At 51.9% G+C, this 20,311-nt stretch carries 19 protein-coding genes; 14 read left to right on the top strand and 5 right to left on the bottom strand.

The genetic code is table 11. The annotated features are described in order from the left end of the window. Positions 1 to 55 precede the first annotated feature (55 nt). From AB1483_06265 to AB1483_06245, 5 genes are all read left to right on the top strand, one after another. Positions 56 to 991 carry a PfkB family carbohydrate kinase gene (locus tag AB1483_06265; protein MEW6412065.1) on the top strand — a complete coding sequence of 312 codons (936 nt, stop codon included), beginning with the start codon at positions 56 to 58 and terminating at the stop codon, positions 989 to 991. Between the two features lie 38 nt (positions 992 to 1,029). Further along, complete coding sequence (locus AB1483_06260; GenBank protein ID MEW6412064.1) at positions 1,030 to 1,584, top strand: nitroreductase family protein; 555 nt, start codon at positions 1,030 to 1,032, stop codon at positions 1,582 to 1,584. Positions 1,585 to 1,802: 218 nt separating this feature from the next. After that, complete coding sequence (locus tag AB1483_06255; GenBank protein ID MEW6412063.1) at positions 1,803 to 3,371, top strand: hypothetical protein; 1,569 nt, start codon at positions 1,803 to 1,805, stop codon at positions 3,369 to 3,371. Between the two features lie 174 nt (positions 3,372 to 3,545). Further along, complete coding sequence (locus AB1483_06250) at positions 3,546 to 5,228, top strand: hypothetical protein (GenBank protein MEW6412062.1); 1,683 nt, start codon at positions 3,546 to 3,548, stop codon at positions 5,226 to 5,228. Between the two features lie 3 nt (positions 5,229 to 5,231). Next, positions 5,232 to 5,573: a tRNA-binding protein gene (locus AB1483_06245; protein MEW6412061.1), complete on the top strand. Its 342-nt coding sequence runs from the start codon at positions 5,232 to 5,234 to the stop codon at positions 5,571 to 5,573. A 76-nt stretch (positions 5,574 to 5,649) separates the two neighbouring features. Here AB1483_06245 and AB1483_06240 read toward each other — a convergent pair whose 3' ends face one another. Then, the gene (locus tag AB1483_06240) at positions 5,650 to 6,309 is read right to left on the bottom strand and encodes a TetR/AcrR family transcriptional regulator (GenBank protein ID MEW6412060.1); all 660 of its coding nucleotides are present in this window, start codon (positions 6,307 to 6,309) and stop codon (positions 5,650 to 5,652) included. Positions 6,310 to 6,453: 144 nt separating this feature from the next. On the opposite strand from AB1483_06240, the gene AB1483_06235 reads away from it, so the two are divergent. From AB1483_06235 to AB1483_06205, 7 genes are all read left to right on the top strand, one after another. Beyond that, on the top strand, positions 6,454 to 7,668 hold the full coding sequence (locus tag AB1483_06235; protein MEW6412059.1) for an inositol-3-phosphate synthase: 1,215 nt from the start codon (positions 6,454 to 6,456) through the stop codon (positions 7,666 to 7,668). Positions 7,669 to 7,742: 74 nt separating this feature from the next. Then, positions 7,743 to 8,384: a dTMP kinase gene (tmk, locus tag AB1483_06230; GenBank protein ID MEW6412058.1), complete on the top strand. Its 642-nt coding sequence runs from the start codon at positions 7,743 to 7,745 to the stop codon at positions 8,382 to 8,384. After that, positions 8,381 to 9,952, top strand: a complete 1,572-nt coding sequence (locus tag AB1483_06225; GenBank protein MEW6412057.1) for a S41 family peptidase — start codon at positions 8,381 to 8,383, stop codon at positions 9,950 to 9,952. The genes tmk and AB1483_06225 overlap by 4 nt, the downstream gene beginning before the upstream one ends. Then, on the top strand, positions 9,952 to 10,728 hold the full coding sequence (locus tag AB1483_06220) for a sulfite exporter TauE/SafE family protein (protein ID MEW6412056.1): 777 nt from the start codon (positions 9,952 to 9,954) through the stop codon (positions 10,726 to 10,728). Before AB1483_06225 ends, AB1483_06220 begins: the two co-directional genes overlap by 1 nt. Further along, positions 10,725 to 11,012, top strand: coding sequence for a hypothetical protein (locus tag AB1483_06215; GenBank protein ID MEW6412055.1), 288 nt, complete (start codon positions 10,725 to 10,727; stop codon positions 11,010 to 11,012). The genes AB1483_06220 and AB1483_06215 overlap by 4 nt, the downstream gene beginning before the upstream one ends. After that, entirely contained in the window at positions 11,009 to 11,668 is a 660-nt protein-coding gene (locus AB1483_06210; protein MEW6412054.1) for an MtnX-like HAD-IB family phosphatase, read from the top strand. Before AB1483_06215 ends, AB1483_06210 begins: the two co-directional genes overlap by 4 nt. A 29-nt stretch (positions 11,669 to 11,697) precedes the next feature. Next, on the top strand, positions 11,698 to 14,199 hold the full coding sequence (locus tag AB1483_06205; GenBank protein MEW6412053.1) for a sugar phosphate nucleotidyltransferase: 2,502 nt from the start codon (positions 11,698 to 11,700) through the stop codon (positions 14,197 to 14,199). Here the strand turns inward: AB1483_06205 and AB1483_06200 are convergent. Continuing rightward, on the bottom strand, positions 14,187 to 15,326 hold the full coding sequence (locus AB1483_06200; protein ID MEW6412052.1) for a glycosyltransferase family 4 protein: 1,140 nt from the start codon (positions 15,324 to 15,326) through the stop codon (positions 14,187 to 14,189). The genes AB1483_06205 and AB1483_06200 overlap by 13 nt on opposite strands. A gap of 118 nt (positions 15,327 to 15,444) precedes the next feature. Between AB1483_06200 and AB1483_06195 the strand changes: the two genes are divergently transcribed. Further along, positions 15,445 to 16,191 carry a hypothetical protein gene (locus AB1483_06195; protein ID MEW6412051.1) on the top strand — a complete coding sequence of 249 codons (747 nt, stop codon included), beginning with the start codon at positions 15,445 to 15,447 and terminating at the stop codon, positions 16,189 to 16,191. Between the two features lie 58 nt (positions 16,192 to 16,249). Further along, entirely contained in the window at positions 16,250 to 17,044 is a 795-nt protein-coding gene (locus AB1483_06190) for a DUF3800 domain-containing protein (protein MEW6412050.1), read from the top strand. Positions 17,045 to 17,288: 244 nt separating this feature from the next. On the opposite strand, the gene AB1483_06185 is transcribed toward AB1483_06190, so the two are convergent. From AB1483_06185 to AB1483_06175, 3 genes are all read right to left on the bottom strand, one after another. After that, entirely contained in the window at positions 17,289 to 18,467 is a 1,179-nt protein-coding gene (locus tag AB1483_06185; protein MEW6412049.1) for a class I SAM-dependent rRNA methyltransferase, read from the bottom strand. Positions 18,468 to 18,733: 266 nt separating this feature from the next. After that, positions 18,734 to 18,988, bottom strand: a complete 255-nt coding sequence (locus AB1483_06180; GenBank protein MEW6412048.1) for a hypothetical protein — start codon at positions 18,986 to 18,988, stop codon at positions 18,734 to 18,736. A gap of 35 nt (positions 18,989 to 19,023) precedes the next feature. Then, positions 19,024 to 20,310 (bottom strand): O-antigen ligase family protein, encoded by a 1,287-nt coding sequence (locus AB1483_06175; protein MEW6412047.1) that lies wholly within the window; start codon positions 20,308 to 20,310, stop codon positions 19,024 to 19,026. Between the last annotated feature and the right edge of the window lies 1 nt (position 20,311).

Raw genomic sequence — 20,311 nt, 5'->3', positions numbered from 1 at the left:
CGGCTCGACCGATGAATCTATCAACCCCCGACAAGCAAACCAGAAAGGCAGTCAAGTGATCACCGCTATCGGCAACCCGGTTTACGATTATATCAAGACTCAAAAAGTCAACACGCAGACGAGAATTCTCTCCGGATGTTCCACCAACGCGGCTCTGGCGCTTTCGAAAATGGGCGAAAAAGTAAAACTGGTCGGGGCGGTGGGCGATGATTACAGAGACAGGTTTGTCGCGGATCTCAAGAAATACGGTATCGAGTATGAGATCACGCCATCGAAAGAGACCGGAGGATTTTCGCTGATCTATTACGATGATTTCGGCAACCGCACGCTCGATTTACTGGGACGCGCTAATAATATTTCGAACATCAGTAAAGAGTGGTACCACGACTGCAAAGCGGTGCTGATCGGCCCGATTCTCGGCGAGGTATCGTTCGAACAGATAAAAGAGATTCGCGCCAACTTTGACGGTCTGTTCTTCTGCGACCCTCAGGGGCTTTTGCGCGGCGCCGATGATTCCAATCGCATCTATCATGAAAAAGTCGACGGTATTGAAAGGGCACTGGGCGCCTTTGATATTGTCAAGCCCAACGAACTCGAAGGAAAAGTGCTCACGGGTATTGATTGCCGGAAGGATCCATACGAGGCCGCCCGCATTATCAAATCATGGGGGCCGAAGATTGTAATCGTCACGCTGGCCGAGCTTGGGTCTATCATCTACGATGGCGCTAATTTCATCGATATTCCTCCGTTCGAGATTGATCTGGTCGATGCTACCGGGGCGGGGGATACCTACATGGCCGGATTCGTGTTCGAGTATCTGAAAACCGGCGGCGATTTGCGCAAGGCCGGATGCTACGCGTCGTGTACTTCATCGATTATGATCGAGAATGTCGGGCCGGATTTCGAGATGACCGAGGCGATGATTCGCGAGCGTCAGGAACAACTTCTGGCCAAATCCGATTATAAAGTCAAAGTGGCCGTCAACGGCTAACGACCGAAGAATTCTCAAATCATACAGAAGGAGCCGCTATGCAAGACTCCATCTTTTTCAAACGGCACAGTAAACGCGCCTATCTGGACAAACCGATACCGCAGGATGTTCTCGACCGCATTTTCGAAATTATCCGCTGGACGCCATCGTGCAACAACAACCAGCCCTGGCGGGTGATTTTCGTACGAGATAAGGCGCAGCATGAAAGGGCCGCACTGGCTCTCTCGAAGGGCAACCAGTGGGCGTCAAAAGCGCCGGTGATTGTGGTGATGTGCGCGCGGGAAGCCGATGATTACACGCGCGAGGATGACCCTGTTAAATATTACCAGTTCGACAGCGGCATGGCGACTTTGTCGCTACTTTTGGCGGCGGTCGATGAAGGGCTGATGGGGCACCCGATGGCCGGGTATGACGCTTTCAAGATGAAAGAGGCGCTGGGCGTTCCCGATGAATACCATGTTATCACCGTGATAGCGCTTGGCTATGAAGGCCCGATAGACCTTCTCGATGAACGCACGCGCAAAAAAGACGAATCCCCGCGCACCCGCAAGGAGTTGAGCGAGATTATCGCCATGGATCGGTTCGGGTTTTAGGCTTTGTAGGGCAGGATCCCTGCTCGTTAGAGTCTCCCGCGTTGCGGGAGAGATCCTGCCAATCTCGGCAGCGGAGACCTCGACAATGCTCCTGCGGCTTTGGCCTTTTCTTATTATAATATCTACAATCAAGTCGCTTTTCCCGGCCAGTCTCTTTTTTGGAGCCGGTAAACGCAGTACATAAACTTATCAACTGACATATCTCAGGGGAGAAGACCATGCTGAGAAGGCTTTTGCTGATAGGCATAATCGGGGTTGTCTATGCCTCGCTCTGCGGCCAATGTTTTGCCGATAGTCTGGATTTTAAGATTGAGGATTACATACCGGATTACTTCAGGGACTTAGAGTGGAAAGTCAACGGAGCTGCTTCTATGTCTGGTAGCTATTCTGATCAGTATTCAGGGGATGCACGAGTAATGACAGAGACAGTTCGCCAATCCTTCGACAACCGACATTCGTACGGACTTTCGGTTGGTAGTAACCTATGGTACGACCATGAGACCATTGGCCATTTCCTGAATTTGAGCTGCAGCGGCGGCGTAACGTACAGCAGAACGACTTCAGACGCATCATCCACAGAACATCGTGATTCGGAGAGTTACTCTAGAACTGTAGGTGGAGGGACGAAAAGTGAATATTACAGCCTTTCAAGCAGTCTGGATGCCCGGGCTGGCATCTATTGGTTGCGTGAATTTTTCGTCTCGGGAGAGATATTTCTATCGGGTTATTACCGGGAGATGCCGGACTATGTGTCGGCACAGACCTACGTAAGAACCGAACTAGAGGATCCGTATATCTACCGCACCAGCGACTACTCAAGAACAAAGATCTCAGAAATTGATCGCCAGTACCGCGCGGTTGTTGATCTCGCGGTTGGGTACGGTCACATATATGAAGGGACCTACGCGTCTACCGCTTTGTACATAGTCGAGGAATTGCGGTCTCATGACTACCTGCTCAGGGATCCCACACCTGAAGAAGTGCTTAATCTCAGCGAGATTGTGCGTCGCAATCGCCTCGAGCATGCCGTTGACACAAGGATTCGACGACAGGAAAGTCTCGACGAGATACTCGGCTTTCTTGCCGACAACGGACTGCTGGCTGGAGAAGCGCGATATGGGAAGTTCCTTGTTGAGGATGTCTGGGATTACTTCCCCACAACACGCAGGCGGTTTGGCTGTCGTGCGAGCCTTGGCTTTCGGGAAGACTACCGGCACGAGCACAGGGAAAACGCGCAGGAAAAATACTTTTCTTATCGGGAGATTCGGTCAATTATCGACTCAACGGACGTAGTGGACACCCTCATTTGGGACTCTTATGATACGTATTCATACTCTTCCCGCGAGAATGACTACTCGCGTCATCGGCTGGTCGGTGTGTTCGAAGGATTCAACCCGCTGTCTCGAAAGTGGCAATTTGATGCTACAATTACCGCGACTTATGTGCGTTTGTCCTGGATAGGCAAGAAACCACCCTCCGATTGCAGCGCTAGCTCAAGTGAGTGTGAGCAGAAGTGGGAATTGGAAACCAATTCCAACTTTGATTTGATTTATATCGCGAATTCCCGCACCAGTGTGGTTTTGAGTCTGGATCACTACTACTACGATTACATCGGATACCGTTGGAAAATCAACCTGGGCGGTCAAGTTGAATACCGGCTTGCGATACCTACGACACTGGTGGCGGCGGTAGACTACGAAAGGCGAAAGTCGCGAACCGATTGGACAACATTATCGAACCGGGATCGCTTTTCTCTATCGGTTGCGATCGAGCATTATTTGTATTAATGGACTAGGGCAACAACGGGGGCTGTTCCCGCCCGTCAAAAAATAAATTGGAACCTGGCGACATCGGTTGTATAATATGTAGCAAGATGTCGCCTTTTTTCAGGTAAGCCTGATCCGGCTATATCGCACGCAGTACATTTGGATCAAAACCATTAATGCGAGGGGAGAAGCTTCATGCATAAGCTGTCTATCACAGTAACGCTGTTTTGTGCCTTGATGGCGTTAATATCGGCCGGCTCGGTGAAGGCCGAGGACACTGATGAATTCAAAATTACCGATTACATACCGGAGCGGTTTGAGGACTTTGAGTGGCGACTCGGCGGGAGTATCGGACTGAGTGGGAGCGATTACGGACGAGACCTTATCTATCCGGAGGATTATAGAAGTGATATCTCGACAACGAACCGAACGACTGCATATTGGGACAACGATTTCACCACTGATCTCAATTACCGGTACGAGACTCTGACCCAATTCTTTACGGGGAGGCTTGGCCTGAGTGCTTCGTACCTGTACAACAACACCAACCAGTCGAGATACCAGGATTATGACTGCTGCCCGGCGGGGTACAGCGTAACGCAAGAGGATGGCTTTGAAAAAACTCTTGAGGCTGATGTCAGGCCCAGCGTGAACTGGGGGCGTTACCTCCTTGGCGACTTCTTTGCATCGGCCGACATCTCTCTCCTCCTCGGCTACCGGGAGCGACCGGGCGGAGAGACAGATTACTGGAAAGAGACGGTTCAGTATACTGATACTTCGAAATCGACCTACACAGACGACCGCCTGACCGAGAGTTCCTATATACGAAAAGACTATCAGATTTCTATCGATATTATGCCCGGCTGGGGGAGGATGTACGTTGGTGATTATGCGTCCACCGCCCTTTATATGATCGAGGAACTTCGCTCGCACGGCGCCCTGCTTCGCGAGCCAACGCGTGACGAAATGCTTGAGTTGACAGAGCTGATATATCAGAATCGCCTGGAACATGCGGTCGACAAGCGTATCCGCAGGATCGAGACTTTCGATGAGATAATTGGTTATTTTGTCGAGCGGGGAATCTCCGATGCGTCCGGGTACTATGGTCATCTGTTGATTGAGGATGTCTGGGATTATTTCCCGACCTATGCTCGGCGGTTTGGACTGAGATTCAGCGCCGGACCGGGATATGAGTATTCTTGGTATCGCACTAACATATCGGAAGATGAGTTTATGACCAGGGTACGAACCTGGAGCGATGAACGGATCGCCGGCGACATCGACACTGTTTCCTGGTCGAACCTGTTCGAATATACATCCACAACGGAGACAGTTTGGTCGCGTGATGTTTACTTCAGGGGCCTGGCCGAATACTCCCGCCCGCTTTCACGTCAGTGGCAACTCGATTTATCAGCCGATTGGAGATACTTTTTTGCGTCGCGCGAGGGACGGAGCTACCGGACCACGCGATACAGAGACTCACAATACAGCGACGGCGAACATGTGTACTCTAGCGACACATATACCCGCTCCAACGAAGGTAAAATAGAGAAGCAGTACCGGCTCGTGCTCGATGCCAACACGGATTACATTTATAATTCGCGGACATGGCTGTCATTCGGCGCCAATTACATGTATGAAAAGATCAAATATGACCCTGACAAAATTTATGATGGTTGGACCACCGATCAAAGGGACAATCACATTCTGCGTTTCGACGGCAGGCTCACTTACCGGATAGCGATTTCCACATCTTTCTCAATAAGGGCCTATTACACTCGCTCTCAACCGGATGTGCTAACCTGGGACGATTATGGGACTTCGGAGACAAATAACTCATATACCATTTCCGCCTCACTTGACCATTACCTATATTGAGGTATGGAAAAGACAATATCTTTTGAGGATTTCGAAAAAGTCGATATCCGGGTGGGCAGGATAATCGAAGTTACCGATTTTGAACGGGCCAGGTTCCCCAGCTACAAATTCAAAATCGACTTCGGGCCGGAAATAGGCGTCAAGCAGTCATCGGGGCGGTACAAAGAAGACTATACCCCCGAAGACCTTCTGGGCCGGCAGTGCCTGGCAGTGGTCAATTTTGCGCCCAAAAACATCGCCGGGTTTCTCTCTGAAGTTCTGGTGCTGGGTGTCGATAAAGTAGGTGGAGGGATTTCCCTGACCAGTCCGGTTCACGAAGCCGTGCTCGGCGCAAGGTTGTATTGAGAATTACGGGAGTCGTCGTCGCGTAGAGGATTGATATCGGGTTTCTACTTCGCGACGCTCATCCGACCTACTTTTGCTACGCTTTTATCCCGTCAAACAGAAATGAAACCAAATATTCCTCTGTCTGACGCCGGTATAGTTTCTTGTCGGTAAATTGACGGCGAACCAGACCCTCGATTATCAGCGACACCAGATAAGCAGTCGTCTCAACCTCAAAATCCCGGCGTATCTCACCGGTCTGCACACCCCGTTCGATAATCTCGCCCACGTAATCATAGATATGCCGCTGCGGGTCGATTCCCTCCAGGGCCACCGCCGAGTGTTGCATCGCGCCGGTGATAAACAAGAAAAACCGCTCTTCATCGCGAAACAGTTTCGAATTGACCACCATCGCCTGATAAACATACAAAAGCCGGTCGCGCGCCAGCACGGCTGTCTCGCTGGCTCTAATTTCGGCGATCCACTTGGCGAGGTAGTCATCGAACACCAAAATGACAAACTCCAAAAGATGTGTCTTGGAGGGGAAATACTGAAAAAAGGAACCTTTGGAAATCCCCGCCTGCTGGCAGAGCTGGTCTATGGCCAGGCCGTCATAGCCGTATTCGCCGAACAGGTTTATCGCCACGCGGTAAATGCGGTTTTTCTTGTCGGCGGGGAGCCTTCGGAAAGTATCCGCCACGATCCCGCGGCTTACCAGTTCGCTGATCAGGTTTTCATCAAGTGGTATTAACGGCACAATATTACTCCAATATGACTGTTTAGTCATAAGATATAAACTATATATCTAAAGAGTCAATAAATATTTGACACGGGTCGCGCCTGATTTTAGTATTGCCGGTGTAAGCGTGTTAACTTCCACTTCTAGAAAGGAATCTGATTTATGGGCAAAGTAAGAGTTGCCATTATAGGCGTCGGCAACTGCGCTTCATCACTGGTGCAGGGTGTCGAGTATTACAAGAAGGCCAAGGACGATGATTTCGTGCCCGGCCTGATGCACGTCAACCTGGGCGGCTACCACATCCGCGACATCGAGTTCTCCGCGGCTATCGATATCGACAAGAACAAAGTCGGCAAGGATCTGGCTGAAGCTATCTACACCAAGCCGAACAACACTTACGTGTTCGCGAAGGTGCCGAAAACCGGCGTTACTGTCCAGCGCGGGATGACCCACGATGGTCTGGGGTACTATCTTTCCCAGATTATCGAAAAAGCCCCCGGCGACACGGTTGATATCGTGAAGCTTCTCAGGGACACCAAGACCGATGTAGTCGTGAGCTATCTGCCGGTCGGTTCGGAAGAGGCCACCAAGTGGTATGTCGAGCAGATTCTCGAGGCCGGCTGCGGTTTCGTGAACTGTATCCCCGTCTTCATCGCCAAGGAGCAGTACTGGCAGAACCGTTTCAAAGAGAAAGGTCTGCCGGTTATCGGTGATGATATCAAGTCGCAGGTGGGCGCCACTATCACGCACCGTATACTCACCCGTCTTTTCCTCGATCGCGGCGTGAGGTTGGAGCGCACCAGTCAGCTCAATGTGGGCGGCAACACCGACTTTTTGAACATGCTGGAGCGTTCGCGTCTGGAGTCCAAGAAGATTTCCAAGACCTGTTCGGTGACCAGCCAGCTCAACTATGATATCGGCGCCCACAACATTCACATCGGACCGTCGGACTATGTCAGCTGGCTCGATGATCGCAAGTGGGCTTATATCCGCATGGAAGGCCGGACTTTCGGCGATGTGCCGCTGAATATCGAGATGAAGATGGAAGTCTGGGATTCGCCGAACTCGGCCGGTGTCGTTATCGACGCTATCCGGTGCTGTAAACTGGCTCTGGACAATGGTCTATCGGGCGCCCTGATTGAGCCGTCATCGTATTTCAAGAAGTCTCCTCCGGTCCAGTATACCGATGATGAGGCTCGCCGCCTGACGGAAGAGTTTATCACCAAGTACGGCTGGAAGCATGCCACGGTGAAAGCTCCGACGGCCACGCGGGTCGCGGCTAAAAAGCCGGCCAAGGCTAAACCGGCCGTGAAACCGACCACTACAAAGTCGGCCAAAACCGCCTCGAAAAAGCGGGTGGTCCGCAAGAAAAAATAGTTTTTTCAAACTATAGTTTTGCCTAACTTTACCGGCGATAGAAATGAGTCTATCGCCGGTTTTTTTGCGTAACTATGCGAGCACCAATTACTACCGTAAAACACAAGCCGATGTTGATCACCTTTGAGGGTATCGATGGGTGCGGTAAGAGCACCCAGGCGCTTCTGGTGTATCAGTTTCTGGTGTCGCGCAAGTACCAGGTCAAGATGCTTCGTGAACCCGGCTCGACAGTGGTTGCCGAAAAAATCCGCGATATACTGCTCAACAAGCGTCTCAAGATAACCGACCTCACCGAACTTTTTCTTTACGAGGCGGCCCGTGCCGAAATAACCACCAGAGAGATCGCTCCCGCTCTGGCCAACGGAACCATTGTTCTGTGTGACCGGTTTTACGATAGCACCACCGCGTATCAGGGGTTCGGGCGCAAACTCGATATCGCTATGGTGAAGAAACTTCACAAGATAGCTGTCGGCGGCGTGACGCCGGACCTCACTTTTGTTTTCGATGTTGATCTCAAGACGGCTTTTGCGCGCCTCGGCAAAAAGCGCGATCGGCTCGAATCGCAATCGGAGGCCTTCTTCCAGCGGGTCCGGCTGGGCTTTCTGGAAATCGCGCGCAAGGAAAGAAGGCGCGTAAAAGTTATCGATGCCACCCGCCCGATCGAAGAAATCTTTGACAACGTGCGAAAATTGCTGCTAAAGAAACTGGAGCGATGAACAACTCTCCCGTCCTCGATAGAAAATCCTTTTTGGTCTCGATGATTCTCATCGTGCTGATTGTCATCACTGCCGGCGGGATGGCTGTGTATGTCCTGTCGGATCCATCTATTTCGCAGGCGCTGTCAATCAGCCTGGCCGCGATAATGATACAGGAAGCCTATCAGGGCGAGGTTGACTGGCAGGCGCTGGTGGAGTCGGGCCGCAACGCCATGCTCGATAAACTCGACCGCTACTCCGATTATGTTCCCGTTCGTCAGTTCGAAAATCTCGATGAGGAATTGACGGGTGCTTACGGGGGGATTGGCGTGAGTATCATCTATCAGGAAGACGGTCTTCTGATAATGTCGGTGCGCGAGAACGGCCCGGCGGCGGAGGTTGGACTTCTGCCGGGCGATTTGGTGACAGCCGCCGATTCGGTTTCATTTGCAGAGTTGACCAGCGATAAGGCGATAGGTGTGCTTCGGGGGGAGGAGGGCAGCAAGGTGCGGGTGACAGTCTACCGCGCGGTGACGGACGAAACCTTTGATGTTGATATAACGCGCCGGCGCATTCCTCTTTTGCACGTACCGTTTGCCGGCTACACCGCTGATAGTGTGCTGTATATCCGGGTTCTGGATTTTGAGGCCGGCGCCACCGAAGATATCGCTGTCGCGCTGGACAGCTTGCTCGAAGGCCGTGCTCATCCGCGGGGTCTTATCCTCGATCTCAGGGGCAACCCGGGCGGGTTGTTTGCTGAAGCATACGAAACCGCCGACCTGTTTTTGGATGAGGGCGTTTTCATGGTGGGGACCGATGGTCGCTCGCGCTGGAACGACCACAAGTTTTATGCGCAGAGCGATGATATCACCGGGGGGCTGCCGATGGCGGTGATAGTCGACCGCGGGTCCGCCTCGTCGGCGGAAATCGTGGCCGGGTCACTTCAGGCTTCCGCAAGAGCCTTCCTGGTGGGAGACACGACTTTCGGCAAAGGGCTGGTGCAGGGGTTTGTGAGGTTTCCCGATGGCGACGGGTTAAAGCTGACGATCTCACGTTACTATTTCGCAGGACCGATCTATCTCAACGATTTTGATTCGACCTTAAACGACATTGGTCACGGCCTGGTGCCGGATTATCTGTTCGATGTGCGCCGCATGAACCCGTTCAGAAGGAAACTTGAAAACTCGCTGTTGATGAGCGGATTCGCCAATCGGCATCAGGATGAGATTGTCGAGGCCTCTCAGGGGGACACCCTCGGCGATTTCTGGGTACGCCGGTTCCGCGACTATGCTATGGAACAGGGATTCAGTTACAGTTCCCCGTTGACAGAGTCCGCGCGCGAGTTGATGGTCAGCGCGCTCGATGAAAAAAGCTCGGCGGCTACCGAGAAAATGATAACGAGCGTCATAGACAAATCTCTGACGGCGGATGTAAACGAATTCGACAACAATAAGGATTATATCAAGAACAGGCTGAGAGAGATAGCCTACGAGAGAAAATATGGCACTTATCGCACCTACAAAGACGTTCTGCTCGAGACCCGTCCGGAGATCAACTTTGCCTCGCAACTTCTCGTGGAGCGTGACTGATGCTTGATTACTTTTTGTACATTCTGTGTGGGCTGTCGGCGGGGCTCCTCGCCGGGTATCTTGGAATCGGGGGTGGAATTATTATGGTACCGTTTTTGACGGTCGTAACCGGAGTGGATATCAAGGCGGCTGTGCCCGTGTCCGTGACTGCGATCGTGGTCAGTTCTTTCTCGGCGTCAAACGAGTATCTCAAAAAAGGGATGGTGGACCTGGAGCTGGTGATAGTTCTTTCCGTGTTCACGGCGCTGGGAAGTATTGCCGGAAGCCAGCTTAACGCCATCGCCCCGGCGGAATTGATCCGACTTCTTCTGACGGCAGTGCTGATATACACCGCTTTCTCGCTTTTAAGAAAGAAGAAAAATTCGCAGCAGTTGACTTACGAAGACAACCGGGGCAAATACCTGATGATCTGTACCGTGCTGGCCTTTATGACCGGGGTGCTTTCGGCGCTGGTGGGTATTGGTGGCGGCGTGATTCTCGTGCCGATTATCTATCTCGTTATCGGGCTGCCTCTAACGGTTGCCAGGGGAACATCATCGATCATGACCGGCTTCGCCGCTACCGCTGCCGCCACGGTTTACTTTCTCAACGGGCAGATCGACCCGAAAATTGTCACCGGCGTAGTGCTGGGGATCGTGCTCGGAGGCAAGCTGGGCGGCTTTCTAGGTACTATCGCCAAGCCGGTGGTGGTGAAAGTACTGTTTTTTATTATCATGCTTTACCTCGCGTACGAACTGGCCCAGGAACCGGTGATGAGGCTGATGAGGCTGTTATGAGAGAGACGATTTTCAACGTGAGTGTTTTGATCAGAATCCAGCAGATTGGATGGTATCTGGTGCTGGCCTACTTTCTGGCGATCACGATTCTGTACATGCTTGATTTTGAAAATGTTTTCGCTTACACGAAGTACGGCATAATTCTCATCCTGGCGGTGGCGATCGCACAGCTTATTGTGATGGCCGAACAGTTCCGTCTGGCAAAACTTAAACGCTTCTGGCTCTTGAGCTATTTTCTCGTTGTGGTTCTCGCGGCCGTGGCAGCCCTGAAATTGTGGCTATGAAGACAGCGATATTCTGTGATTTTGACGGTACTATTACCCGGCGGGATGTCGGTTATTCTATCTTTCACCATTTTTCCGGCGGACGCAACGATGAGTTGTTGCCCGACTGGAAAGCCGGCCGCATGACCACCCGCGCCTGCCTGACCCTCGAAGCCGAGCTGGTGAAAGCCACCCCCGAAGAGGTTTATCGTTTTATCGATCAATTCGAAATCGACGAAGGGTTTATCGATTTTGTCGCCTTGTGTGACTCCAACGGAGCGCCGCTTTTGGTGGCGTCCGACGGGCTCGATTTCTATATCAGGTATATCCTCGATAAGAACAACCTAAGCCACCTGGACATAAAAACCAATGTCGGCAAACTGGAAAATGGCACGCTTAAGGTGGAATTCCCCTATGACAATATCTCCTGCCCGCGCTGCGGGGTGTGCAAAGGGGAGAGGATACAGCAGTTTCGCCAAAAGACCGACGGCGAGTACAAGATTGTCTTTGTGGGTGATGGCTATTCGGATGCCTGCGCCACCCGCGAGGCCGATCTAATTTTTGCCAAAAAAGACCTTGAACAATACTGCCGCGACAGTAATATTCCGTATGTAAGCTATGACACTTTTTTTGATGTTTCCCGGCACCTGATCGAGCAGGGATATCTGGCGCGTTAACGCCGTTTCTATAGACGAGGAAAGCTCCAATGAAAGCGATTATAATGGCCGGCGGGTTCGGCACGAGGCTAAGACCCCTCACGATAAATATCCCCAAACCAATGGTGCCTATCGCCAATATTCCCATCATGGAACACGTGGTGTCTTTGCTCAAGCAGCACGGCATAACCGAGATAACATCGCTTTTGTATTTCCAGCCGAAGACTATTCAGGACTATTTCAAGGACGGCAGCGCGTTCGGCGTCAATATGGACTATGTTCAGCCCGATGATGACTACGGGACAGCCGGGGCAGTGCGCTACGCGCTGCAGTCGGCCGATGAACCGGTTCTGATTATTTCCGGCGACCTGATTACCGATTTCAGTCTTTCCGAGGCAATCAGCTGGCACAGACAGAAAAAGTCCGAAGCGACTATTCTGCTCACCCGCATGGAGAACCCGCTCGCGTATGGTATTGTAATAACCGATAACGATGGCCGCATCGTGCGTTTTCTGGAAAAACCATCGTGGGGCGAGGCTTTTTCGGATACCATAAATACCGGCATCTATATTCTCGAACCACCGGCTATCAAACTCATCCCGCCGAAAACGAATTTCGATTTCTCGCAGAACCTTTATCCGCTCATGCTGTCAAAACGTATGGGCTTGTACGGTAAGATTATGGATGGTTACTGGCGCGATATCGGCAATGTCGATGAATACCAGCTTGTCCATATCGATTTCTTCGAGCGCAAACTCAGTCTTGACCTGAAGACCGAAGCCGAAAAGACCGAGAAAGCCGTCGTTTATAAAGGCCGCAATGTGACCATAGGGCGCGATGTTCGTTTCGCCGGACGGGTGGCGCTGGGCAACGATGTATCGATCGGCGATGGCGCCTATCTTCAGAACTGCTGTGTCGGACATCGCAGCCAGGTCGGCGATGGTTGCGAGTTGAACAACAGTATCATCTGGTATGACAACAGAATTGGCCGCGATACGGTCATGAACACTGCTATCGTCTGCAACAATACCCGCGTAGGCAACAATGTCCAATTGCTCGACCATGTAGTTATTTCCGATGAAAGCTCGATTGGCAATTTCGCCACCGTCAAGGCTAACTGCAAAATATGGCCGGGTAAGACGGTTGATGACGGCGCTATTGTGTCGATGTCGATAGTCTGGGGCGAAAAGTGGAACCGGGAGTTGTTCACCAACGCCAAGATAACCGGTTTGGCCCTGACCGAAATCACCCCCGAGATGGCCCTCAAAGTGGGTGCGGCCTTCGGTGCGTTCGTGGGCCAGAAAAGCAGGGTGGTGGTCAGCCGCGATGCCTCGGATACCTCCCGCCTGATCAAACGCGGTTTGATTTCCGGTCTGTTGGCCGCGGGCACCAATGTCGATGACATCGAGACCATGCCGGTGCCGATCGTGAGATACTGCCTGCAAAAGGGCAACTACGCCGCGGGCATCTATATCCGGCACAATCCCGATGATTACCGCCAACTGGATATGATATTTTTCGATGGCAGCGGACTGGATCTGCCTACCTCGAAATCCAAGAAGGTGGAGCGGATGTATTTCGGAGAGGATTTTGAGCGCGCCTCGCTGGATAATATCGGCCATCTCGATGAGCTCCCGCACGTGCTGGAAAGCTACCGCGAGGATTTCATGGCCAATGTCAACTCCGAGGTTATCAACCAGGCCGGGTTCAAGATTGTCATCGATCACAACAACGGCTCCTCCAGTCAGGTTTTCCCGACCCTGTTTTCGCAGCTCGGCATTTCGGCCACGGAGCTTAACGCCAGTCTGAACCCGCGTAAGTTCTCGACCTCGCCCGAGGAAAACGCCCAGGCCATAGTGCAGCTTGCTTCGATCGTAACCACCCTCAACGCCGATATCGGTTTTTTGATAAATCCCGCCGCCGAGAAGCTGGTTGTTGTCGACGAAAACGGCAAGCCGGTCGACAGTCATTTGCTTTTGCTGATCGGCACCTACCTGTTTATCGAGACAAACGACTGCAAAAAGATCGCGGTGCCGGTGGGTGCGTCAATGGGTGTCGAGGATGTCGCCCATCAACACGGTATTGAGGTTATCCGCGTGGCCAATGACCATCTTTCGATGATGGAGATATTCCGCCGCGGCGACGTGGACTTTGTCGGTGGAACAAGGGGCGGCTTTATTTTCCCGGGATTCCAGATGGGGTCCGACGCCATTCTGACCACTGTCAAGCTGCTCGAAATGATGGCCATGACCAAGAGCCGGTTCGGCACTATCCGCAGCCGCTTCGAATACCTCAGCCGTCAGAGCGCCTCGGTGCCCTGTCCCTGGTCAAAGAAGGGAACGGTCATGCGTCAGTTGATTATTAACTCCGAAAACAAGGACCGTCAGCTTATCGATGGCGTCAGGATATTCGAGGATAACGGCTGGGTGCTTGTCGCGCCGGACAGAACCACCGCGGCGTTTAATATCTTCGCTGAATCCCGTGACAGAGATCACGCGTCGAAGCTACTGGAACAGTACAAGGGGTTGGTCGAGCAGTATCAACTTTCCTGATCGGTCAGGATTTCATCAAATAAACTCTCGAGAAGCTCACACTGTCGCGTGTTGGAATATGTGCTTTCAGCATCGGACTGTGCCTTTGACGCCAATTTCACCGCCAGATCGTTATCGCGCAGAATTCTATCCAGTGCATCGGCAAGTTCCACCGGGTCATACGGCTTGACCAGCAGTCCGTTGGATTCGTGCTGGATGATATCGAGCGTGCCGCCTTCGGCGGTGGCTATAATCGGCAGGCCCGATGCCATCGCCTCGAGTGTCACCATCCCGTAAGTTTCCGACTTCGACGTGAGAGCGAATATGTCCATCGCGGCATAGGCGTATTCGATATTATCCAGGTGTGGCTTGAAATGCACACAGGCGTCGAGGCCGAGCTTTACAGTCAGCTTGCGGAGGGTCTCATCGTAGCCGGTGTATTCATTGAGCGATGGATCTCCCACCAGAAGCAAATGCAGCTTATGTCCGCGGTCATGAACCTTGCGGCAGGCCTCGATCAGAATGTGCTGGCCTTTGCGGGGATCGAGTCTTCCGACCACACCGGCTATGACAACGTCTTTGGGGACGCCGAGAAGTTTACGGGCGAGCTGCTTCCCCGGTTTCTTGTCGGTGAACCTGTCAACCTCTATGCCCAACGGGATTACGCGCACTTTGGATGGTTCGATGCGGGTCTTTTCGCGAACGGCCCTGGCCAGCCAGTCCAGCGGAGTGATCCAGGCGCTCAGACAGCCGTAGAGCCAGGTGTGGAAGATGTCCCTTTTCGATGGTCCCACGTGCATATGCTGCATATAGACTATTCTGAGAAAACGCCCGGCAAAGACTTTTGTCAGCGCCATTAGAATCATGTTCTTGTTGAGGTGAAAGACAGCGATGCGGGCGTTGTCACGGCGAAGTTGTCTGGCCAAAGAAAAGGCGAGGAAGATATCGCCCAATTTCGATTTGGAACGCAGTCCTCTGACCGCGATACCCTCTTTTTCGCATGAGTCATAGAGGGTGGAGCCGGGGTAGCCGTAGAGGATGATATGATGTCCGCGTCCGGTCAGCCATTTGGCCAGCCGGAAGACATTCATTTCCAACCCGCCCCATGATTTCGAGGGGCATATGAAGGCGATGTTATAGTCTTTCATCCGATGCTAAGATTATATGTTTTGATGAGGGCTTACACAACTTGAAATGGCAACTTATTTTGATGTTGACCTCCCGGCGGCTAACCTTTACTTTTCTCAAAAGAGAGGGAGGTTCGCATTGGTAAACAGTAATTTCTCTAAGGTGGTCTTCGCGACCACTCTGCTTGTCCTTGTAATTCTCACTTCCACAATAGTCCAGTCCGTTAATGCCGGCGACATGATCCGCGTGATAGACACGACGCAGGGGGGATTTACCACGTCGCTTGATTCTCTGTGTGGTAAGGATTGTACAATTTCGCGCCAGGTGGTGGAGAAAATGTGCTACGATTGTCCACCCGGTTATACTGCGATACTTCTTCGCAGCTCCAGTCCTCCGAGTGTGCGGGTGGAACATCTGACGGCATTTTCAAGCGGACAATATTTGATCTGTTCTGTTGAACTCGAGTCCCCTCGCGTATTTGCATTGGAGTTAGTCCAGCAAGGAGTTGCTCTAGTCATATCGGGGATAAGAGTGTTCGGTACTGCTTATCCCGAGGGGGAGAGGATTGGGCCGCAAGGATCTTACCAGTACGCTTCGTGCAGTCCGGATGGCACCCACTGCCTCTTGGTCGACACTGGCGTCACGGTAGTAGGTCTCACTAACGCCTCAGTCGGTATTCTTTCTATTCAGCCGAAGATTCCCGCGGATGCTGCTAACGTGAATACCCCTGACTTATCCAACCGTGTGGACGGTCTTGGATATAACTTGTCTGGGAAGACTCTGGAGATGGTGTGGTCCACCAACATAACGGGCAAGCTCGTCATCCGCAACGCAGAGGGCGAGACAGCAAGGGAAATCGACATCGATGTCGACATGGCAGAGTGAGGAAATCTTGGCATCAATCTACAACAAATATTAAAACAGAACACGAGGGAGGAAATGGATGCGGCTGGCGTACTATGATGAAGCAGGTGATGACGGATATCCCACCTTCTCTTCAAACTACTTCGTACTGACGGCATTATACCTTCATTACCTTCATTGGGAAGAGACTCTGGATCAATTATTGTCGTTTCGGAAGCAACTGAGGTCACAATACGGCCTGCCCTTGAAGGTGGATTTTCATACTACCCACTTTCTGAAAAAGAAAAAACCATTCACCGGCTACGGGCTCTCCAATCAGGATAGGCTTGATATCATATCGGCCTATTGCGACATAATCTCCTCCCTGAAGGTGAAGATCATAAATGTCTGTATAGTGAAGAAGAAGATAATCAAATCAGATTATCAGATTCTTGACAAAGCCTTGACGTTCTCAATCCAGAGGATTCACAACGATCTTAAACCAAAGGACAATCCCGAAAGCAAATTCATGATTATAACGGACGAAGGGCGACACGGCAAAATGAGGAAGACTTCTCGAAGGATGCGTCGAATAAATTACGTTCCATCTCGTTTTGGCGGAGCTCCTCAGCCGATAGACATAAAGACACTCATTGAGGATCCTCTCCCAAAGAATTCTGAGCAATCATACTTTGTTCAATCGGCCGATCTGGTCTCACTGATCATCTACTTATATGCGTGCTATTCACAGGGAACGGCCAATGTGATCGCAAGCAGAATTAGCGGCTACGTAAAACGGTCGAACGTATTGGATTGGATGGATCGGCTTAAACCGAGCCTTAACACGTTTGCCAGCAGAACCGATCCTTACGGGGTCTATTTTCATCCTTCATAAAAAACCAGAGGCGGCCCGAAAGCCGCCTCAGATTTTTGGTACACCACCTACGGTACATTCGTACTTTCAGTGGTTCATTAATAATACATCGGAAAACACCCCAAAGTGTCAAGCTTTTTTTATATTTTTGGCATCACATATTCACTGATCACCAACAGTACCGCATGCCTGACCATGCTGATGTGCCCTACCCTTTTGTGATTCAATACGTTGAGGCGAAATGCAAGATCGGCCTCGCAGGGCCCTAAACCGCTTCCAGCACATAACACCGCAAGTACTGGGTTTCGGGCATGGCCTGCAGGATGGGATGATCGGCGGATTGAGTTATAAAGTCCCGCACGCGGAACCGCCGGCGAGCGTCACGGGCAGCCGTGCGAAGAACTGACTGGAAAGCATCATCGGTGAGATTCATCGAACAACTGCACGTCACCAGAATCCCGCCCGGCGACAACAGACGCATCGCCCTGAGATTTATCTCACGATAGCCGGTCAAAGCTGCTTTGAGCTGACTCTTGCTCTTGACAAAAGCCGGTGGGTCGAGCGTTATCAAATCAAACTTCTCTCCGTCGTCAGTCAGAGCGTGAAGCTTATCAAAACAGTTCGCCTTTTCGGTAGTGACGATAGAGGCCACCTTGTTCAGATTCGCGTTCTCGGTTAGGATGTCCAAAGCGGGTTGGGATTCATCGAGCGCCAGCACCGACGATGCCCCACCGAGGGCGTAATTGATGGCGAAACCTCCGGTATAAGAGAAACAGTCGAGTACCCTGCGTCCTTTGGCCATTGCCCGCGCCGCGGCACGGGTGTCGCGCTGGTCAAAATAAAAGCCGGTCTTGTGCCCGGAGTGCGGGTCGATAATAAAGCTCGCGCCGGCTTCATCTATTGTGATTCTCTGCGGCACCTCGCCGTGGACAATCCCAACCTCCAGCGGGAGTCCTTCGAGTTCACGGTAGGAAGTATCATTGCGAAGAAGTACGCCTTTCGGCTTGAAGACCTCGATGAGCGCCTCCAAAATTATCTCGCGCATCGATTCCATCCCGGCGGTCAACAACTGGACAACAAGGTAATCTTCGTATCGGTCGACAATCAGCCCCGGCAGAAGGTCACCCTCGGAGTAAACTACTCTCGCCGATCGAACCGGACCGAGAGTGGCTTTGCGATGGGCGAGAGCCTTGTGGAATCTTTTGGAGAAAAACTCGGTGTCGATAGCCTCCTGATGGAGTGAAAGTATTCGGGCGGCGATCAGGGTGTGCCGATTATAATAGCCGCGACCGACAAACTGACCGCGCGAGCCAACAACGTCGACGATGCCGCCATCGGAATCCCCCCCGTGAACCTCGGCGATTTCGTTGCTGAAAATCCACAGATGTCCGGAGCGGACGCGACGGTCCTCTTTGGGCTTTAAAATGAGCTTGCCGATTTCCATGGCCGGAAGATGCTGCCTGTGGGGGAAGGTGTCAAGCGTTGAAAGGAAATGGTAGCATAGCGAAGAATCCCACCGCAAGGGGCAGGTTGATAAGGTCCTCGTGTCTGGTTGCGGCAGGTTCTGTAAATCCGCGTAGCAGATTTACGTGACCTGACACAATAGCGGAAAGGTTATTCAACAGGCCCCAAGCTGTGGAACACCCGGGACAAAAAAGGACTTTCCGTATGATGGGAAGTCCTCAAATTTAAGGCTGACAGATGCCCGGGCTATTCAGTCGGGGTCGTCTCGGCGGTTTCGTTTTCTTCGGGCTTGTCTTTCCAAATAAGCGCCATTGGAATCAAAACACAGTAGCCGATTACCAACAGAATCGGGGCGAGCGTCATCGAACCCTGACCCAAAGTAACAAAACCAAAAATAATCACGATCAAGGCCGCCGCAAAAAGAATATAGTTCTTCTTGCCATAGGGCCACTTGCCCTCGGGTTCGTCGCTTGCGTCTCTCTTTTTTGCTTTAATTGCCATAGTTGTGTCTATTTAAACGGAAGTTCCGTTGATTGTCAAGAGGTTTTACCCCCGGAAACCGGAGTTGGTTCCGCGCTGTCCTGGGTCGATTTCTCCTCAAACCACTGCCACAGTCCCACCGCCCAGATGAACATAAGCATCTGCCTGACTTCTTCATCGGCGAAAGTAGCTTCGGTGAGCGATGATACCAGAAAGACTGTCGAGCCTATCAGGGCCCCGACGAAATGCCGTCTTCGGCCCACGAACCGCTTTTTCTGGCGGAAACCCCTCCAGAAATGGCTCAAAGCCGTAACCCACATACCGACAAAAAACAGTGCGGCGGGTATCCCTGCGATGGCAGCGATATTAAAGAAATCGTTGTGGGCATGTACATGCTTGCGGATACCTTCTACGTCCACGGGTAGAAGCTTCTCATACTCATATCGGAAATTCCCCTGACCGACACCAAAGACCGGGTTTTCCGAGACAATTTTCAGCGCGTTGTTCCAGATAAAGACGCGTCCGCCTTCGTATTGTGGGTTTAGCTCTTTGGCCAGGTGGGCCGAAAGACGATACTTCGCTTCAGGGGAATTCACGACAACAGCCGCTCCGATGAGAAACGCGATGCCGGTGCCGATGAGCACTTTCTTTTTGTTAAACAGTATTCCCAGAAGCGCGAGCGCGACAAACAGACCGAGTATGGCGCCGCGGTTGTAAGACCCCAGTGTTGCCGCGACCGCCAGAGCACAGGCAGCCCAGTAGAACCATCTCAGAGGTTTGGACATCTCCATCCACCCGATCGCCAGTACCCCGGCAAAAAACCCGGCGGCGGTGCCGAAATAATTGCCGAAAGTCATCGGGCTGGGGAAATTGCCCTTGATGACATAGAAAAGTTCTGGACCGGGATTCGGCGCGACACTCTTAAACCAATGCACGCCGGTGAAGAACTGCAGCAGGCCATACAGGGCGAACAACCCGACACCGGCGGCGAACACCACCACGAGCTTCTGGCGATACGATTCTCTGTTCATCAGATATATGCCGATCGGGATTATACAAAACAGCCATTCCTCTTTCATTATGAGTATCGATTTGAAAGGTGTATCACCGAACAGGCCGGCGAGAAACATCCAGAAAATATAAGCGCCGATGAAAATGTAAAACAGCCGGAGATTCTCTATAATCGGTTGATATTTTGTGGTGTATACGAAGACAAGAAACAGTACCAGCGATACACCCAGGGCAATCTGTGCCAGCGCGATTGAGAAAGTGCTGCCGAATACAAAAAGCGCGAAGAAGAAAAACAGAAAGTCTTTCAGAAGCTTTTCGTGCTGTTTGATCATT

The organism is Candidatus Zixiibacteriota bacterium (assembly GCA_040756055.1).
Lineage (GTDB): Bacteria > Zixibacteria > MSB-5A5 > GN15 > FEB-12.
Note: the sequence above shows the minus strand (reverse complement) of the source record. Positions and strands in the feature narration are given on the sequence as shown.

Excerpts from the sequence above, each read along its gene's own strand:
- AB1483_06260 (MEW6412064.1), top strand. The coding sequence starts at position 1,030 with ATGCAAGACTCCATCTTTTTCAAACGGCACAGTAAACGCGCCTATCTG.
- AB1483_06255 (MEW6412063.1), top strand. The coding sequence starts at position 1,803 with ATGCTGAGAAGGCTTTTGCTGATAGGCATAATCGGGGTTGTCTATGCC.
- AB1483_06250 (MEW6412062.1), top strand. The coding sequence starts at position 3,546 with ATGCATAAGCTGTCTATCACAGTAACGCTGTTTTGTGCCTTGATGGCG.
- AB1483_06245 (MEW6412061.1), top strand. The coding sequence starts at position 5,232 with ATGGAAAAGACAATATCTTTTGAGGATTTCGAAAAAGTCGATATCCGG.
- AB1483_06235 (MEW6412059.1), top strand. The coding sequence starts at position 6,454 with ATGGGCAAAGTAAGAGTTGCCATTATAGGCGTCGGCAACTGCGCTTCA.
- tmk (MEW6412058.1), top strand. The coding sequence starts at position 7,743 with ATGCGAGCACCAATTACTACCGTAAAACACAAGCCGATGTTGATCACC.
- AB1483_06225 (MEW6412057.1), top strand. The coding sequence starts at position 8,381 with ATGAACAACTCTCCCGTCCTCGATAGAAAATCCTTTTTGGTCTCGATG.
- AB1483_06220 (MEW6412056.1), top strand. The coding sequence starts at position 9,952 with ATGCTTGATTACTTTTTGTACATTCTGTGTGGGCTGTCGGCGGGGCTC.
- AB1483_06215 (MEW6412055.1), top strand. The coding sequence starts at position 10,725 with ATGAGAGAGACGATTTTCAACGTGAGTGTTTTGATCAGAATCCAGCAG.
- AB1483_06210 (MEW6412054.1), top strand. The coding sequence starts at position 11,009 with ATGAAGACAGCGATATTCTGTGATTTTGACGGTACTATTACCCGGCGG.
- AB1483_06205 (MEW6412053.1), top strand. The coding sequence starts at position 11,698 with ATGAAAGCGATTATAATGGCCGGCGGGTTCGGCACGAGGCTAAGACCC.
- AB1483_06200 (MEW6412052.1), bottom strand. The coding sequence starts at position 15,326 with ATGAAAGACTATAACATCGCCTTCATATGCCCCTCGAAATCATGGGGC.
- AB1483_06190 (MEW6412050.1), top strand. The coding sequence starts at position 16,250 with ATGCGGCTGGCGTACTATGATGAAGCAGGTGATGACGGATATCCCACC.
- AB1483_06185 (MEW6412049.1), bottom strand. The coding sequence starts at position 18,467 with ATGGAAATCGGCAAGCTCATTTTAAAGCCCAAAGAGGACCGTCGCGTC.
- AB1483_06180 (MEW6412048.1), bottom strand. The coding sequence starts at position 18,988 with ATGGCAATTAAAGCAAAAAAGAGAGACGCAAGCGACGAACCCGAGGGC.
- AB1483_06175 (MEW6412047.1), bottom strand. The coding sequence starts at position 20,310 with ATGATCAAACAGCACGAAAAGCTTCTGAAAGACTTTCTGTTTTTCTTC.